Origin of the sequence: Rhizobium sp. BR 314, from assembly GCF_047445805.1 — a bacterium.
GTDB classification, from domain to species: domain Bacteria; phylum Pseudomonadota; class Alphaproteobacteria; order Rhizobiales; family Rhizobiaceae; genus Rhizobium; species Rhizobium lusitanum_B.
This window is the reverse complement of sequence record NZ_JARWLA010000019.1, coordinates 1-17,511: the sequence shown is the minus strand read 5'-3', so window position 1 is coordinate 17,511 and position 17,511 is coordinate 1. Positions and strand designations below refer to the sequence as shown.

The 17,511-nt window shown below is 61.7% G+C and carries 13 protein-coding genes; 6 read left to right on the top strand and 7 right to left on the bottom strand.

Annotated elements, in window-relative coordinates; genetic code table 11:
• Positions 1-33 precede the first annotated feature (33 nt).
• Both QD461_RS21750 and QD461_RS21745 read right to left on the bottom strand, forming a co-directional pair.
• Complete coding sequence (locus tag QD461_RS21750) at positions 34-495, bottom strand: carboxymuconolactone decarboxylase family protein (RefSeq protein ID WP_184709330.1); 462 nt, start codon at positions 493-495, stop codon at positions 34-36.
• Positions 496-525: 30 nt separating this feature from the next.
• Complete coding sequence (locus tag QD461_RS21745) at positions 526-1,029, bottom strand: RrF2 family transcriptional regulator (RefSeq protein ID WP_184709331.1); 504 nt, start codon at positions 1,027-1,029, stop codon at positions 526-528.
• A 95-nt stretch (positions 1,030-1,124) separates the two neighbouring features.
• On the opposite strand from QD461_RS21745, the gene QD461_RS21740 reads away from it, so the two are divergent.
• On the top strand, positions 1,125-3,635 hold the full coding sequence (locus QD461_RS21740) for a ligase-associated DNA damage response DEXH box helicase (RefSeq protein ID WP_414089624.1): 2,511 nt from the start codon (positions 1,125-1,127) through the stop codon (positions 3,633-3,635).
• Between the two features lie 20 nt (positions 3,636-3,655).
• The gene (gene pdeM, locus QD461_RS21735) at positions 3,656-4,399 is read left to right on the top strand and encodes a ligase-associated DNA damage response endonuclease PdeM (protein WP_414089623.1); all 744 of its coding nucleotides are present in this window, start codon (positions 3,656-3,658) and stop codon (positions 4,397-4,399) included.
• On the opposite strand, the gene QD461_RS21730 is transcribed toward pdeM, so the two are convergent.
• Complete coding sequence (locus QD461_RS21730) at positions 4,396-4,956, bottom strand: dihydrofolate reductase family protein (RefSeq protein WP_414089622.1); 561 nt, start codon at positions 4,954-4,956, stop codon at positions 4,396-4,398. The genes pdeM and QD461_RS21730 overlap by 4 nt on opposite strands.
• A gap of 109 nt (positions 4,957-5,065) precedes the next feature.
• Here QD461_RS21730 and QD461_RS21725 point away from each other — a divergent pair, with 109 nt between their 5' ends.
• Complete coding sequence (locus QD461_RS21725; protein WP_414089621.1) at positions 5,066-5,569, top strand: winged helix-turn-helix transcriptional regulator; 504 nt, start codon at positions 5,066-5,068, stop codon at positions 5,567-5,569.
• Here the strand turns inward: QD461_RS21725 and QD461_RS21720 are convergent, their stop codons facing one another.
• The 3 genes from QD461_RS21720 to QD461_RS21710 form a co-directional block, all read right to left on the bottom strand.
• Entirely contained in the window at positions 5,570-6,379 is an 810-nt protein-coding gene (locus QD461_RS21720) for a TIGR02186 family protein (RefSeq protein ID WP_414089620.1), read from the bottom strand.
• On the bottom strand, positions 6,376-7,299 hold the full coding sequence (locus QD461_RS21715) for a sulfite exporter TauE/SafE family protein (protein ID WP_184709343.1): 924 nt from the start codon (positions 7,297-7,299) through the stop codon (positions 6,376-6,378). The genes QD461_RS21720 and QD461_RS21715 overlap by 4 nt, the downstream gene beginning before the upstream one ends.
• A gap of 292 nt (positions 7,300-7,591) precedes the next feature.
• Positions 7,592-11,260, bottom strand: a complete 3,669-nt coding sequence (locus tag QD461_RS21710; RefSeq protein ID WP_414089619.1) for a peptidoglycan-binding protein — start codon at positions 11,258-11,260, stop codon at positions 7,592-7,594.
• Positions 11,261-11,740: 480 nt separating this feature from the next.
• On the opposite strand from QD461_RS21710, the gene QD461_RS21705 reads away from it, so the two are divergent.
• The 3 genes from QD461_RS21705 to QD461_RS21695 are packed head-to-tail and all read left to right on the top strand — an operon-like array spanning position 11,741 to position 17,004.
• Entirely contained in the window at positions 11,741-13,537 is a 1,797-nt protein-coding gene (locus QD461_RS21705; protein WP_414089618.1) for an acyl-CoA dehydrogenase C-terminal domain-containing protein, read from the top strand.
• A 35-nt stretch (positions 13,538-13,572) separates the two neighbouring features.
• Positions 13,573-14,781 carry an acetyl-CoA C-acetyltransferase gene (locus QD461_RS21700; protein WP_414089617.1) on the top strand — a complete coding sequence of 403 codons (1,209 nt, stop codon included), beginning with the start codon at positions 13,573-13,575 and terminating at the stop codon, positions 14,779-14,781.
• 12 nt (positions 14,782-14,793) lie between these two features.
• A complete protein-coding gene (locus QD461_RS21695) occupies positions 14,794-17,004 on the top strand; it encodes a 3-hydroxyacyl-CoA dehydrogenase NAD-binding domain-containing protein (protein ID WP_414089616.1) in 2,211 nt (736 codons plus the stop codon).
• A 108-nt stretch (positions 17,005-17,112) separates the two neighbouring features.
• On the opposite strand, the gene QD461_RS21690 is transcribed toward QD461_RS21695, so the two are convergent.
• On the bottom strand, positions 17,113-17,511 hold a 399-nt coding region (locus tag QD461_RS21690), incomplete at its 5' end, for a transposase (protein WP_414089615.1).

Genomic DNA, 17,511 nt, shown 5'->3' with positions numbered 1-17,511 from the left:
GGTCCCGCGCTTTTTGCATTTCGAGAGCTTGCTTCAAGCAGCCTTGCTGGCAGCGTCGATCGGATGCTGCGAGCGGAAGCCGACGGCGAGACGGTTCCAGACGTTGATCGTGGCAATCGCTACCGTGATCTTGACGATCTCTTCCTCGGTGAAATGTTCCCGCAGCGGCTCGTAGTCGGAATCCGGTATGCCGGTCTGGGCGATCTTCGTCACGGAGTCGACCCAGCGAAGCAGGGCGCGCTCGCGATCGTCATAGACGGGCGATTCCCACCAGACGCACATGAGGTTGATCCACTGCTCGCTGAGACCGTCATGGCGGGATTCTTTGACATGCATGTCGACGCAGTAGGCACAGCCATTGATCTGCGAGGCGCGGAGCTTGATCAGGTGAATGAAGCGGCGCTCGAGGCCGCTGTTCTGAACGAAGTTCTCGAGTGCGACGACGGCCTTGTAGGATTCCGGGGAGGCCTTGGCGGGGTTGAAACGCGGATGCATGGTCTTCTCCTTGGGTTTTGATCTTGAGGTTCAGTTTCTGGTCTTGCGTTCATGCAGCTCGAGAAAGGCGCAGCCCCTCGCGGCTATTCCACCATCCGTGTCCGTCTGCCTGAGATCGGTCAGCACGTCGGCGATACTCGTCTTGGCCAATTCGGCCCGGTAAACACGCTCCGCCGCCAGCATGGCAGCATTGATGCCGCATGGCTTGGCGAAGTAACGCCCTTCCAGCGGGTTCGGGCCGCGCTGGCGGATTTCGGCGCATCTGAAGGCCGGCGCCGGACCTTCCGCTGCCAGCACGATGTCAAGCAGAGTGATGTCCTCCGGCTTGCGCGCCAGCCGATAGCCACCTTTCGGCCCAGGCACGGTATCGAGAATGCCGGCGCCCGAAAGCGCCTGCAGATGCTTCAGCAGATAGCTGACGGAGACGCCGTGAAACTCCGCAAGCGCCGCCGCCGAGAGTACGCCGCCATCAGAAAGGCCAGCCAGCATGCCAACGCAATGAATGGATTGTTCGACGCCGTCTCCAAGCTTCATCACTCTGTCCTCATAATCATGGATATTTTTTATCCGTGATTATGATGGCCGTCAAGCCCTTTCTTTTTTCCGCGATTTGTCGCTAGGGTTGAGGCGTGGACCAGATCGAGCCGAAGCATCCTCTTGCCTTGCCTGCCCCCTTTAGCCGCTGGTTTGCGGAAAAGGGCTGGCAGCCGCGTGCCCATCAGCTGGAGCTGCTTGCCCGTGCTGAAGCCGGCGAAAGCACGCTGCTGATTGCGCCGACCGGAGCGGGCAAGACGCTCGCCGGCTTCCTGCCGTCGCTGACGGATCTCACCCGGCGCGGCAAGATCGCACCGGGCTCGGCCTTCACCGGCATCCACACGCTCTACATTTCGCCGCTGAAGGCGCTTGCGGTTGATATCGAGCGCAACCTCATGAAGCCCGTTTCGGAGATGGGCCTGCCCGTATCCGTCGAAAACCGCACCGGCGATACGCCAAGCGGCAAGCGCCAGCGGCAGAAGCTCAATCCGCCCGATATCCTGTTGACGACGCCGGAGCAGGTCGCGCTGCTGCTCGCCAATCGCGAGGCCGGGCGTTTCTTCAAGGACTTGAAATACATCGTCTTCGACGAGCTGCATTCCCTCGTCACCTCCAAGCGCGGCCACATGCTATCGCTTGGCCTTGCCCGTATCCGCAAGCTGGCGCCGCATGTGCAGACCATCGGCCTTTCGGCGACCGTCGCCGACCCGATGGACCTGCAGAAATGGCTGGTGGCGCAAGAGCCGGGGGAGGAGCGCCATGCCGGCCTCGTCATCGTCGAGGGCGGCGCCAAGCCGGATATCTCGATCCTGTCGACGGAAGAGCGCATCCCCTGGTCCGGCCACTCCGCCAAATATGCGATCCCTGATATCTATCGCGAGCTGAAGGCGCATCGCACGACGCTGCTCTTCGTCAATACGCGCTCGCAGGCCGAAATGCTGTTTCAGGAGCTATGGTCGGCCAATGACGACAATCTGCCGATCGCCCTACATCACGGCTCGCTCGATGTCGGCCAGCGCCGCAAAGTGGAGGCGGCGATGGCGGAAAATCGGCTGCGTGCCGTCGTTGCCACCTCGACGCTCGATCTCGGCATCGACTGGGGTGATGTCGATCTCGTCATCCATGTCGGGGCACCCAAGGGCGCGAGCCGCCTTGCCCAGCGCATCGGCCGCGCCAATCACCGTATGGACGAGCCGTCGAAGGCGATCCTGGTGCCGGCCAATCGCTTCGAAGTCATGGAATGCCAGGCAGCACTCGATGCCAACTATATCGGCGCGCAGGATACGCCGCCGATCGGCGCCGGCGCGCTTGATGTTCTCGCCCAGCACATTCTCGGCATGGCCTGCGCCGAGCCCTTCGACATGCTCGAGCTTTATGATGAGGTGCAGAGTGCGGCTCCCTATGCCGAGCTTCCCTGGGAGACCTTCGAACGTATCGTCGATTTCGTCGCCACCGGCGGCTATGCGCTCAGAACCTATGAGCGCTATGCCCGCATCCGTAAGACCCCGGAAGGGCGCTGGCGTGTGTCCAACCCTCAGGTCGCCCAGCAATATCGCCTGAACCTCGGCACGATCGTCGAAGAGGCGATGCTGAATATCCGGCTGGTGAAGCGCAATGCGCTCGGTTCTCTAGGGCGAGGGGGAGCGCCGCTCGGCAAGGTCGAGGAATATTTTGTCGAGCAGCTTGCGCCCGGCGACACTTTTCTCTTTTCCGGCAAGGTGCTGCGCTTCGAAGGCATCCGCGAGAGTGAATGTCTGGCGTCGCAAGCTTTCTCGCTCGACCCGAAAATCCCTTCCTATGCGGGCGGCAAGTTTCCACTCTCGACCTATCTCGCCGATCAGGTGCGGGCGATGATTGCTGATCCCGACCGGCGTCACCGCCTGCCGGATCAGGTGCGCGACTGGCTGGAAATTCAAAAAGAGAAGTCGCTACTGCCGAAGCGCGACGAGTTCCTCATCGAGACTTTCCCGCGCGGCAGCCGCGCCTACCTCGTCGCCTATCCCTTCGAGGGCAGGTTGGCGCACCAGACGCTAGGCATGCTGCTCACCCGAAGGCTGGAGCGCGCCGGCGCAAAGCCCATGGGTTTCGTCGCGACCGATTATTCGCTCGGCATCTGGGGGCTGGAGGATATGGGGCTGATGATCGCCAACCGGCGCCTTAGCCTTTCCGATCTCTTCGATGAGGATATGCTGGGCGACGATCTCGAGGCCTGGCTCGACGAATCCTTCCTGCTCAAGCGCACCTTCCGCAATTGCGCCGTGATTGCCGGTTTGATCGAGCGCCGGCATCCGGGGAAGGAAAAGACCGGGCGGCAGGTGACGGTGTCGGCCGATCTGATCTATGACGTGCTGCGCAGCCATGAGCCCGACCATATCCTGCTGCAGGCAACGAGGCAGGATGCTGCGACCGGGCTTTTGGATATTGGCCGACTTGCGGATATGCTGAAGCGAATCAAGGGCCATATCACCCATCGCGCACTGGACCATATTTCCCCGCTCGCCGTGCCGGTGATGCTGGAAATCGGCAAGGTGCCGGTGCCGGGCGAGGCGCACGATTCCCTGCTTGCGGAAGCGGCCGACGACCTGATCCGCGAGGCGATGGGTTGAACGAACAAGGATGAACTGACGTGATCAACCGGCTGGCGCTGGCACGGAGCTTGAACTGTCAAGACAGCGGCGAATCTGCGCCGGCTGCGGGCGTCGAGACCGTTGTTCATGGCATTGCTGCCGTCTGCGATCCGCTGGGTGCGCTCTATCTGCCTGAGGCCGGTATTCTCGTCGTCTCCGACCTGCATCTGGAAAAGGGTGCGGCCTTCGCCCGCCGAGGCATGATGCTGCCGCCATACGATACCTTGGCGACGCTGACCGTTCTCTCCGCCGTCATCTCCCGCTACGATCCGAAGCTGGTCGTTTCGCTTGGCGACAATTTCCATGATCGCGTCGGTTCACAGCATCTGCCGGAAGAATTTCGCAGCCTCATCGTCAGCATGGCCCGCGGCCGTGAGTGGATCTGGATCAACGGCAATCACGATCCGGATGGCACGGTCGATCTGCCCGGTCATTCGGTCGACGAGATGCATTATGGCGGCTTGACCTTCCGCCACGAGCCGAAGGCGGGGCGGCAGGTAGGCGAGATCGCCGGCCATTTACATCCCTCCGCTACTGTTCGACGCCGCGACAAATCGGTGCGCCGACCGTGCTTTGCAACGGATGGCGCCCGCCTGCTGATGCCGGCCTTTGGCGTCATGACCGGTGGTCTCGATCTTCGCCATAAGGCCATGGCGGGCCTCTTCGAGCGGGAGAGCCTGATCGCCCACCTGCTCGGCCGCGACCGCATCTATTCCGTGCGCTTCGGCAATCTCTCGGCCTAAGCCGCGTTCGCGGGCTCGTAACGCAGGACCACTGCACCGGTCTTCAGAGCTTTGGATTCGAGCAGCTTCATCGGCCGCTGTTCGGATGCCGGCTTGAAATGCGGATTGCCGGAGCCCAGCACGACGGGAACGAGGCAGATGCGGATCTCGTCCACCAGCCCCGCCTTGAGCAGCACATCCGTCACCTCGGCACTGCCGAACACGAACATGGTCTTGCCAGGTTCTTCCTTCAGCTTCTTCACTTCAGCGACAATGTCGCCGACGACGCGGGTGTTGTTCCTGTCCGCTTTGTCGAGCGTCCGCGACGCGGCGATTTTGGCGATACCGTTCATATAGGCAGCGATATCGGACGTTTCCGTCGCGGTCGGCCAATAAGCGGCCATGCCTTCATAAGTCTTGCGGCCGAAGATCAGCAGATCGCCTTCCTTGCCGAGGTCCTTCGAATAACTGTCCAGTTCGTCGCCCCAGGCGAGCATGTGAAATCCGAGGTCCCAAGGCTTGGCTCCCTCGAAATAGCCGTCAAGCGTCATGAGATTCCAGACAGCAAGTTTTCTCATCACTTCCTCCACGATGACAACTGTTTCATAAATGAAACTGGTTGCTAAAAACAATTGGTTGAAAGCTAGTCGCACTGATGGCAAAATGCAAGCAGTTTTGGAGACCACCATGGACGCATCACATCGCTCCGGCTGCCCGATCAATCTGACGCTGGAAATCCTCGGTGACCGCTGGAGCCTGATCGTCATCAGGGACATCATGTTCGGCAACCGCCGGCACTTTCGTGAATTGCTGCAGAATTCGGAGGAGGGAATAGCGTCCAATATTCTTGCCGACCGCCTGAAGCGGCTGGTCGAGCGCGGCCTCCTGACCCGCGCAGATGACCCCACCCACAAGCAGAAGGCGGTTTACAGCCTGACCGAAATGGCGATCGACCTTGTGCCGCTCTTTGCCCATATGGGCGCCTGGGGCCGCAAGCATCTACCGGTATCCGAGGAGCTGTCGATCCGGGCCGAACTGCTGGAGAACGGCGGCGCGACGCTCTGGGAAGATTTCATGGAGGAGCTGCGCGCCAAGCATCTCGGCAAGGTGTTGCCGCCGGGCACACCCTCGGTGCTCGGCCGATTGACCGACGCCTATCTCGAAGTCGTCGATCGCCGCAAGGAAGGCTGATCAGTTCTTTCGGAACATGAAGCTCGCGCCCCAACCCGTGACCAAGGCCAGCAATACGGAAAAAACGCCATAGGCGATCGGCTGCTGATGCGCCGCATCCGTGATCATCTGCTCTATGCCGGTCTTGATGACACGTAGCGGCAGCGCCTTTTCGCCGATGAACTTGCCGCTCTTGAAGAGATAGGCGCGAACTGTATGCACGCCGTTCGGCACATCGGCGGGGATCCTGAGCGTTGCCTTGAACAGCGAGGAACTGACGAAGCGCACGCCGGCCGGGTCGCTTTCGTAAAGTCCGCCTGCCGACTGCAGCCGCCGGAAAGCCTGCCGGAATTCCGGAACGTCGCCGACATTGCCGACGAAGCCGACTGGGGTGAGGGGGATGTGGTCGACGCCGATGCCGCGATCGCTGAGTTCAAGCGGCGCAGTGATGTAGTCGACAGCGCGCGTGCTCGACAGCGAATAGGCCTGCGGCACATGCTCGAACGTCATCGAGCGGGTGTTGACCCAGATGCCGAAGACGCGGTCCTTCCTGCGCACCGTCGCGTTTTCGCGCGGCCCTTCCAGCACGACGACGATGTCGTATTGGCCGATCGCCAAAAGCAGCTGATCGGTGTTGGAAAGTGCGCCGAAGATCGTCAGATCGGCGCCTGCGAAATCGGAGGTGATGGCGATCTCGCTCGTCGATGTACCTATTTCCATAGTTTCACGTGCCGTCGTCGATGTCGTCGGCTGGTCGAGCAGCACCTGCGCCTGCGCACCAAGCGGCGCAAGCAGCAGGATCGCGACAGCGAGGAGCCCGAAACCTCTCATCGGCTCACCCCTTCCATGATGACCGAGTAGACGTCCGCAGGCGTGACCACGAGTGCGATCGCCAGACGAAGCCCGACAGCAAGGACGAGAAGGCCAAGCAGGGCGCGGAGCTGCTCGCCGCGCAGCTTCTGGCCAACCCGCACGCCGTACTGCGCGCCGACGACGCCGGCCACCATCAGCATGAACGCCAGGATGATATCGACGGAATAGTTGGTGGCCGCCTGGACGATCGTGGTGAAGGCCGTGACGAAGATGACCTGGAACAGCGATGTGCCGACGACGACGTTCGTCGGCACGCGCAGAAGATAGATCATGGCCGGCACGAGAATGAAGCCGCCGCCGATACCCATCGGCGTCAGCATGCCCACGAAAAAGCCGAGGCCGATCACCGGAATGGCGCTGAGATAGAGCTTGGATTTCTTGAAACGCAGCTTGAGCGGCAGGCGCTGCACCCAGTTGTGATGGCGCAGCTTGGCGGTGGCGGGCGGCAGCTTGCCTGCAGCCCGCCGCATGGCGCGCACGCTTTCCCAAAGCATGAGCGTGCCCACTGTGCCGAGCAATAGCACGTAGATCAGTGAGATGATCAGGTCGATCTGTCCGAGCCGGCGCAACAGCACGAATAGCCACAGGCCGAAGGTCGCGCCCGCGAGACCGCCGGCGAGCAGGATCGTGCCCAGTTTCAGGTCGAGCGAACCTCGGCGAAAATGTGTAAGCGCTCCCGACACGGAAGACGCGACGACTTGGTTGGAGCCGGTGGCTACGGCGACGACGGGGGGAATGTTGTAGAAGATCAGCAGCGGCGTGATGAGGAAACCGCCGCCAACGCCAAACATGCCGGAGAGAAACCCTACGGCTGCGCCCATGCCGAGAATAATGAAGATATTCACCGACAGTTCTGCGATCGGCAGATAGATCGTCACGCGCTGTTCCCATTTGCAGGCTGTCCGGCACGGAAATCGGAGCCTGAGCCATTTTCCCCTTTTAAACGGCGAATTCTAACCTGAAATCGTTGCCAGAGCCTTAGGAAAGCTGGACACGACAGATTTGAATTGCCCGCGCCACCTTAGCGCGGCTTTTTTCGCTTTTCTGTGACGTGCGCGGCGGCCACCCGAGGGCGGCGTCGGGAGGGGTTTGGGGAGTATCCCGCAACAAAAATGCCGGCGTGGCTGCGCCCGCATTTTTGTTTGACTGCGTTCGACAGGTGCGGATCACCTACTTGTTGCGGGCGAGCAGCTCCTTGACGACCTGATCGGTCACCCGTCCATCGGACGGCAAGCCGACGGACTTCTGGAAGCTCTTCAGCGCCGCCACGGTCTTGTCGCCCATGCTGCCATCCGGCGCACCGGCATCGAAACCGTTCTTGTTGAGGATGGCCTGGATGTTGCGGATGGCCTTCTTCATGTCGATGGACGCGGTGTTCACGCCCTTGCCTGTGGTCCACTCGTCGGGAACAGCCGTGCCGTTGGCCTTGGGATCGGCCTGCTGCGCCTTCCAAAGATCGACTTTGGCGCGAGCGCCTTCGAGATCGGCCGGCTTCATGGCGTTGGCGACTTCGTCACGCTTTTGTGCGGCGTCCTTGTCGCCGCTCTTTGCGGCGATTGCGAACCACTTGTAGGATTCCTGCAGATCCTGCTTCACGCCGTTACCGCGAGCATAAAGGATCGCAAGGTTGAACTGGCTGTCGGACACGCCGAGATTGGCAGCGCGCGTAAACCAGTTCGCAGCCGAGTCGTAGTCCTGCTGTCCTGCCGTCCCAGATGCGTAGAGGACGGCAAGGTTGTGCATAGCGCTGGCATTGCCCTGATTGGCGGCCTGCTCATAATAACCCTTGGCCCTGACGAGGTCACGGTCGATGCCGTTGCCCTTCTCGTACATGCTCGCGAGCCGGTATTGTGCCGGAGCATAGCCCTTCGCCGCCGAAAGCTGATACCAGTTCGCTGCCTGCTTCAGATCCGCTGCGACATTGCGGCCGTCGGTATAGCGGGCGCCGATCTCGAAGAGTGCGACAGGGTCGCCCGATTTCGCGGCGGCGACAAGCGATGGCGGCTGAATGCCATCAGGCACCAGGATCTCTGCGGCTGCCGGAGCCGCGGCGGCGTTGTCGGTGGAAGTGCCAGCGCTCGCTTGCTGCCCAGGTGCTGTGCTGCCGCCAGAATTGTCGGCGGTGGCCGAGGGGACTTCGGCCGAAGGTGTTGCCGCAGGTTGGTCGCTTGTCGGTGCAAGTGCCGGGCTGGCAGATGCCGTCGCGAGCTGGACATTTGCCGTGTCCGCTGTTGTCGCCACCGGCGCTGCGGCCTGGTTTGCAGCCGGCTGCAGATCATTGACGACCGGGGCTACATTGGTGGCTACCCGGTTGGTCACCGCGCTATCTGCCGGCGCAACCATGGTCGAAATTTCAGCGGGCGCGGGTGCTTTCTGACCACGCGTCAGCGTGTTGACGAGCGGGAAGGCCATGATCGCCAGCAGGGCCGCGCCAATGGCGAGCAGGATCGGGCGGCGGAAGCGCGAGAACGCTCCGCCCTTCTTCGCATCCTTCTTGCCGGCGGGTGCTGTCCGCTGGACTTGATCGACTTCGATCGCCGCGGCCTGTGCGGCACGGCGGGCTGCAGCGATATAGTCTGCACGCTCGTTTTCGGTCGGCTGACGGCCGCCGCGGGCGGTGTTCTGGCTGGCGCGCACGCGCTCCAGGATCTTCTTGATATCGGGCGCGCCGGAGCCGGGCTCCAGCAGCTCGTTTGCCTCTTCCGTCGGCATCATGTCGGCCGGGTCGATGGAAGGTGCCTGTTCGATGACAGGGCGATCCGGCAGGAAGATCGGCTCGGCCTTCTCCGGCGTGAAGAAACGCTTGCCGAGGCCGGCGAGAAGGCCTGCCTTCGAACCGCTTTTCTTGGCGGCGGCCTTGATTTCCGCCTTGGTATTGGCATCGATTGCCTGCGCCACGGCGGTCTCGGACGCTGCGGCCGTTTCTGCGGGCGCAACCGTGCGGATGATCGGGCCGGCCTTCTGCTGTGCGGCCATCGGCGGCTTGATTGCCGGCGCATCCTCGTCGGCGAAGACGTCGCTTTCGAAGGCCGCTGCCGGCATGGCAGGTGCCGGTCGGCGATGTTCCATGTGGTCGAGCCGATCGGCGATCTGCAGCAGCGTGTCGTGCAGCGCTTCAAAGGTGCGATGCGTGCGCTCGTCGCTGGCGCGGCTAAGATCTTCGAGATGACGAAGGTCTTCGGCAAGAGCCGTCAGTGCGGCCATATCGCCATGCTGCGCGCTGCCGGCCATTCCGCCTTCGCGAGAATAGGCTTCAACGACGGTTTCCGCCGCATGGCGTGCGGCTTCGATGATGTATTCGTCGTTGGTCGCCATATAGTCTTCGATGGCGCTCATCCGCCGATCGAAATCGACAGGGAAATGCTCGCCTGACGGCGCCCGGGGCTCGCTGGTGAGAAGGGTGGACAGGTGGGCGATCTGCTCTTCGAGGCTGCGCAGGGCCTGCGTGTCTGTCGGCGGTGCGGCTGTGCTGGCTTCGAGCCGAGCCGCGATGTCGGAGAGGCGGCCTTCGAGCCGGCGGACCGCGCCGTCATCAATGTTTGCTGCCGGAGCCGACGGATGGAAATCGATTTCGTCGATGCGGCGAGCGAGATAGTCCAGCCGGTCCGCAAGCGCATTGCCGACCGAGCCGTGTTCCAGCGCATCGATCTTGTGCGAGATGTCGGCGAGGTAGGTGACGAGCTCCGGCTGCGGCGCCGCCTTCTGCGAGCGTTCCATCAAATGCGAAAGCTGATCCAGACGCTCCTCAAGGCGGGCGACGGCCTTGGCGCTACCCAGTTCGTCGATGCGCATGGCAAGCGCTTCGAGGCGACCGGAGAGATCGTCCGCGGGCTGGCGTCGTGCCGCATCGCGGCTCATGACGTCGATCTGGTCGGCAAGGCCGCTCAGTTGGCCTTCGAGCCGCTGCATTGCCTGATCCTGCGGTTGCATCATCGAGCCGAGGCTCTCCATGGCAGTCGCGATCGTCAGCAGCTTGTTTTCCAGCGCATGCACGGCGGGGCTGTCGTTCATGCCGCCGAGGTGCTGCTTGATGTCGTCGAGGCGGTAGGCAAGCGATACGAGCTCGTCCTGCAGGCCGGTCGTGTCGATCGCTTTTACCTGGCGTTCGACGTGGTGCAGGGATTCCTCGCGGGCAAGGCCGTCCATCAGCGAGCGCAGCTCGTCGAACTCGGCCTTGAGACCCGCCGTTTCCGGCTGGCCGGTGAGCTGGTTGATGCTGTCTGCAAGCCGCGCCATGTCCTCGCGAACATCGGCTGCGAAATGTTTGTCGTTGCTGTTCTCGCGGATATCGCGAATTTCAGCGCGCAGGGCGTTTACTTCGCGGGTCACGCTGTCGGCGATGTCGCGCTTCAGATCCTGGCGGAGATTGACGAGCGCCTGGGCGATGTCGACGGAGCTTTCGGCGACCGGCCGCTGCGGCTGGCGCGGGCTATAGGCATCGAGCGGACGCCGGGCCGGCTGCGGCTCGGCCTGCGAGATTTCTTCGCGGCGCGCAAGCAGCCGCTCGCGGTTCGCCTCGAGCGCGCGCTGGCGCTGGCGGATTTCTGCAAGCGGATCTGGGCGGACCTCATGCTGTTCCTGGCGTTCGGAGCGCAGCGGACGCTCATAGGGCCGGCTTGCGGGGTATTCGCGTTCGGGGCGCGGCGACATGCGCTCCGGGGATGCTGCCCGTTCGGGAACGGCGCCGTAGCCCGCTGCAACGCGCTGGCGCGTATCGCGCGAGGTTGCGGTGCCCATCAATCCCTCGATGCGCGCCTCCAGCCCCTCGATCGTGCGGCTCAGAGCATCCAGCGATGTCCAGTCGCCCGTGCTGGTAGGATTTGATCGCGATCCGCTCATATCTTTTGCTCGCCTCGAACTATGACCACCCAGGTCACCGTGTTGACGGAAGAAAGACGCTGCGCCATTGCCGCAATGTCCGGATCCCGCCGTTCGGAAAGGGATAAATCTATTGGCTTTCCTCAAACCGAGCCGCAAAGACACCGCGTCATTCAATGATAGATTGAAGAAGCGCGAAGCACTGCTGCTCAACTCGTACAATTTACGAAACGTGGTAAACAACTCGTTAAGTTTGACGGAAATCTTTAACCTTTTATTTCGGTTCTGCTGTCGGATGCCTCGATATTCTTCCGATGTTAGCTCGATAGAGACCACGGAAACGCGGATCTTCGTTTGCGCCGATCCAAATTCCCATCTGCAGATCCATAGAAAAAATCGGCGCGACAAAAACTTGACGTTTACGCAAACGTCAATATTTTATATGGGTAATCGCAGTGGCCGGAATCTGAGGTCCGGCGGCGAATTGGAGGAATTCGAGAGATGCCAGTCTACAAGGCCCCGGTGAACGATACGCTCTTCGTCCTGAACGATGTGCTTGGGTTGGAGCGCTACAACAATCTTCCGGGTTACGCCGATGCGACGCCTGACATGATCGAGGCGATCGTCGGCGAGGCGGCAAAGCTGTCGGAAGAGGTGCTTTTCCCGCTGAATTACTCGGGTGATCAGGAAGGCTGCTTACGCCACGACGACGGCACGGTCTCGACGCCGAAGGGCTTTAAGGAGGCCTATCGCGCCTATCGCGAAGGTGGTTGGCTGGGCCTCGCCGTGCCGGAGGAATTCGGCGGTCAGGGGCTTCCCTACGTACTCCACTGCGCCGTCGGCGAATATACCTCCGCCGCCAACATGTCGCTGATGATGTATCCGGGTCTGACACAGGGCGCGATCGCCGCCATCCTCGTGCATGGCTCTGACGCGCAGAAGCAGACCTATTTGCCTAACATGGTCGGGGGTACTTGGTCCGGCACCATGAACCTCACCGAGCCGCATTGCGGCACCGATCTCGGCCTCTTGCGCACCAAGGCGGTTCCGCAGGCTGATGGCAGCTACAAGATCTCCGGCCAGAAGATCTTCATCTCCGCCGGCGAGCATGACATGACGGATAATATCGTCCATCTCGTCCTTGCCCGCATCGAAGGTGCTCCCGAAGGCACCAAGGGTATCTCGCTGTTCATCGTGCCGAAGTTCCTCGTCAAGGAAGATGGCTCGCTCGGCGCGCGCAACCCCGTTTCCTGCGGCGCGATCGAGCGCAAGATGGGCATTCACGGTAACGCCACCTGCGTCATGAACTATGACGAGGCGACGGGCTTTTTGATCGGTGCCGAGAACAAGGGCCTCAACGCCATGTTCGTCATGATGAACGAGGCCCGTCTGGCCGTCGGCTTACAGGGCGTGTCGATCGCCGAAGTCGCCTATCAGAATGCCGCCAATTATGCCCGCGAGCGCATTCAGGGCCGCTCGCTTTCCGGCCCGAAGGCGCCGGACAAGAAGGCCGATCCGATCATCGTCCATCCCGATATCCGCCGCACGCTGATGACCATCCGCGCCTTCAACGAGGCCGGCCGCGCCTTCCTGCTGTGGACGGCGCTGAAATCCGATATCGCCCATCGCTCCCCGGACGAGAAGGACCGTCAGGCAGCCGACGATGTCCTTGGCCTCGCGACGCCGATCCTCAAGGGCGTCATGACCGACAAGGGCTTTGAGCACGCCGTCATGGCGCAGCAGGTCTTCGGCGGCCATGGCTATATCGAAGAACACGGCATGAGCCAGTATGTCCGCGATGCCCGCATCGCCATGATTTATGAAGGCGCCAATGGCATCCAGGCGCTTGATCTCGTCGGCCGCAAGCTGGCGCTGAATGGCGGCCGCGCCGTCATGGCCCTGTTCAAGGAAATCGGCGATTTCTGCGAGGAGAACCGCAACGACGAGCAGATGGGCTTCTTCACCAAACACCTGAAGAAGGGCTTGAACGATGTGCAGGCCTCAACCATGTGGTTCATGCAGAACGCCATGGCCAAGCCCGACAATGCCGGTGCCGGTTCGACCGATTACATGCACCTCTTCGGCCTCGTCGTCCTCGGCTATATGTGGGCGAAGATGGCGAAGGCGGCACAGACAGGCCTTGCGAGCGGCGACAGCGCGCGCGAGGATTATCTGAAGAACAAGCTTGTCACGGCGCGGTTCTACATGGAGCGCATCATGCCGGAAACGGCACTGCGCAAGGTCCGCATCGAAACCGGCGCCGACACGATGATGGAACTGGCGGCGGAAGCCTTTTGATCAAGGCGGCATCAGCCGCCGCAGGGAGATGAGACATGACCGAGGTTTTCATTTACGACCACGTGCGCACGCCGCGCGGGCGCGGCAAGAAGGATGGGTCGCTGCACGAAGTGCCTTCCGTTCGCCTCGCCGCCAAGACGCTGGAAGCGATCCGCGACCGCAACGGCCTTAACACCGAAACGGTTGACGACATCATCATGGGCTGCGTCGATCCTGTCATGGAAGCCGGCGCCGTCATCCCGAGGGGTGCTGCCTTCGAAGCAGGCTATTCCACCAAGGCGCCCGGCATGCAGATCTCCCGCTTCTGCGCCTCCGGTCTCGATGCCGTGAATTTTGGCGCGGCCAAGATCGCTCAAGGGGCCGACGATATCGTCATTGCCGGCGGCGTCGAAAGCATGTCGCGCGTCGGCTTGGGCATGTCCGGCGGTGCCTGGTTCATGGATCCCTCCGTCAACTTCCCGGCCTATTTCATGCCGCAGGGCGTATCGGCCGATCTCATCGCCACCAAATACGGCTTCTCGCGCGATGACGTCGATGCCTATGCCGTCGAAAGCCAGAAGCGCGCCGCCCATGCCTGGGAAAAGGGCTACTTCAAGAATTCCGTCATTCCGGTGAAGGACATCAACGGCCTAACCATTCTCGACCGCGACGAGCACATGCGCCCTGGCACGGATATGCAGGCGCTCGCTTCGCTCAATCCGTCCTTCCAGCTGCCCGGCGAAATGGGCGGCTTCGAGGCCGTCGGTATCCAGGCGCATCCGGAGGTGGAACGCATCAACTATGTCCATCATGCTGGCAATTCCTCCGGCATTGTCGATGGCGCCGCCGCCGTGCTGCTCGGCTCCAAGGCGGGCGGTGAGAGCATGGGGTTGAAGCCGCGCGGCCGCATCAAGGCCTTCGCCAATATCGGCTCCGATCCAGCGTTGATGCTGACCGGTCCGGTTGATGTCACCGAAAAGCTGTTGAAGCGCAGCGGCTTGACGCTTGCCGACATCGATCTGTTCGAGCTCAACGAAGCCTTCGCCGCCGTCGTGCTGCGCTACATGCAGGCCTTCGACATTCCCCATGACAAGATCAACGTCAATGGTGGCGCTATCGCCATGGGCCATCCGCTCGGCGCAACCGGCGCGATGATCCTCGGTACAGTGCTGGACGAGCTGGAGCGCCGCGACCTCAATACCGCGCTGGTGACGCTCTGCATCGGTGCCGGCATGGGTACCGCCACGATCATCGAACGCGTCTGAGGAGGGAAAGCAATGGCCTACACAAATTTCACCGTTGAGACCGACGCAGACGGCATCGCACTCGTCAGCTGGGATATGCCCGGCAAGTCCATGAATGTCTTCACTGCGGAGGTGATGGATGAGCTGAACGCCATCATCGACGCGACCGTTGCAGATACGGCCGTCAAGGGCGTGGTCTTCACCTCGGGCAAGTCCTCCTTCTCCGGCGGCGCCGATCTGTCGATGATCAAGTCGATGTTCTCGCTCTATCAGGATGAGAAGGCGAAAGACCCGGCTGCTGCCGCGCAGAAGCTCTTCAATCTCGTCGGGCGTATGACGGGCCTCTTCCGCAAGCTCGAAACCTGCGGCAAGCCGTGGGTCTCGGCCATCAACGGCACCTGCATGGGTGGTGCATTCGAGCTGTCACTTGCCTGCCACGGCCGTGTCGCGTCGAGCGCCAAAAGCGTCAAGATCGCGCTGCCGGAGGTCAAGGTCGGCCTCTTCCCGGGTGCCGGCGGCACGCAGCGCGTTTCGCGCCTGACGGACGCTCAGTCGGCCTTGCAGATGATGACGACAGGCCAGTCGCTGACGGCAGCACGCGCCAAGGCGATGAACCTCGTGCATCAGGTGGTCGAGCCGGATCAGCTGGTCCCGGCCGCCAAGCAGATGATCAAGGACGGTCTGAAGCCTGTGGCACCTTGGGATGAGAAGGGTTTCAAGGCGCCGGGCGGCGGTATCTGGACGCCAGCCGCAGCTCAGCTCTGGCCGGCAGCCCCCGCCATCCTGCGCCGCGAGACATCGGGCAATTATCCGGCAGCACTCGCCATCCTCAAATGCGTCTATGAAGGCCTGCAGGTGCCCTTCGATACCGGCCTGAAGATCGAGCAGCGCTATTTCACCCATGTGCTGCAGACCACCGAAGCCTATTCGATGATCCGCTCGCTGTTCATCTCCATGCAGGAACTTGGCAAGGGCGCTCGCCGTCCGGCAGGCCAGCCAAAGACGGAGCTGAAGAAGATCGGCGTCGTCGGCGCCGGTTTCATGGGCGCTTCTATCGCCTATGTCACGGCTGCCGCCGGCATTCCGGTCACGCTGATCGATCGCGATATCGAAGCTGCCACCAAGGGCAAGGGCGTCGGCGAGGGACTGGTCAAGGATTCAATTGGTAAGGGAAGACTAACGCAAGACGAAGGCGCTGCTCTGCTCTCGCGCATCACGCCATCGGCCGATTATGCCGATCTCAAGGATGCCGATCTCGTCATCGAAGCCGTGTTCGAAGATCGCGAAGTCAAGAAGGCCGTCATCGAGGCCGTCGAAGCCGTCCTGCCACCCACTGCCATCTTCGCTTCCAACACCTCGACGCTGCCGATCACCGGTCTTGCAAAGAATTCCAAGCGCCCGGCGGACTTCATCGGTGTCCATTTCTTCTCTCCGGTCGAGAAGATGATGCTGACGGAAGTCATCCTTGGCAAGGAAACGGGTGACCGTGCCATTGCCGTCGCGCTGGATTACGTCGCCGCCATCAAGAAGACGCCGATCGTCGTCAACGACACCCGCGGCTTCTTCGTCAATCGTTGCGTCTTCCGCTACATCCACGAAGCCTATGACATGCTGATCGAAGGCGTGCCCGCAGCCATGATCGAGAACGCCGCCAAGATGGCCGGCATGCCGGTGGGGCCGCTGGCGCTCAACGACGAAGTCGCCATCGACCTCTCCTACAAGATCCTGAAGGCAACCGTCGCCGATCTCGGCGAGAAGGCCGTCGATCCGCGTCACATGCAACTCGTCACCGGGCTTGTAGAAGGCGAGGGGCGTCTGGGCCGGAAGAACACCAAGGGCTTCTACGATTATCCCCCGAAGCCGGCCAAGAAGTCGCTCTGGCCGGGCCTTAGGGAACTCTACCCGCAGAAGAAGGCCGATGATGTCGACGTCAACGTGCTGAAGCAGCGCTTCCTCGTCACGATCGCGCTCGAGGCATCCCGCACCATCGAAGAGGGCATCGTCACCGATCCGCGCGAGGCGGATGTCGGCTCGATCCTCGGCTTCGGCTTTGCCCCCTATACCGGTGGCGCGCTGTCCTACATCGACGGCATGGGCGTCAAGGTTTTCGTAGACCTTTGCGAAAAGCTCGCCGCCGCCTACGGCCCGCATTTCCAGCCGACAGCGCTGCTGAAGGACATGGCCGCGAAGGGCGAAACCTTCTACGGGCGCTTCGATCCCTATCGCGTCGTGAAGGCAGCCTGAAGCGAGGCTCATCTTCGTGGGTAAAAATAATAGGCCGTCCTGAAAGGCAGCCCGTGTGGAAACGTTTGGAGGCTCCGGTTTGACCGGAGCCTCTTTTGGTTTCTGGGTCTATGCGGGCTTTGATGTCATGTTTATGGTGGGCATGATGTTGTATGCGAGCACGGAGAGGGCCATTTCGGTTCTGGTGCCCTTGAGGTTTCTGGTCAAGAAGCGTCCGCCTGCCATCATCCGTTTGATGGTGCCGAACGGATGTTCTGCCGTGCATCGACGCAATCGCATCATGTCGGGCGTTGCCCGGTGATGCATGCGGGCGAGTGCATCTTCATCGAGATGCCTTTGACCATATCTTCGGGTGGCTGTGGTGCATTTTTGCTTAAGCAGACAAGCGGCGCAATCGGCGGCCTGCGCAGCATAGAGCACGCTGCGCTCCGTGCTGATAACCTGCTTGCGCTCCAGCCCATTGCCTGCTGGACAGATGAAGCGGTCCGCCTCTGCATCGTATGAGAA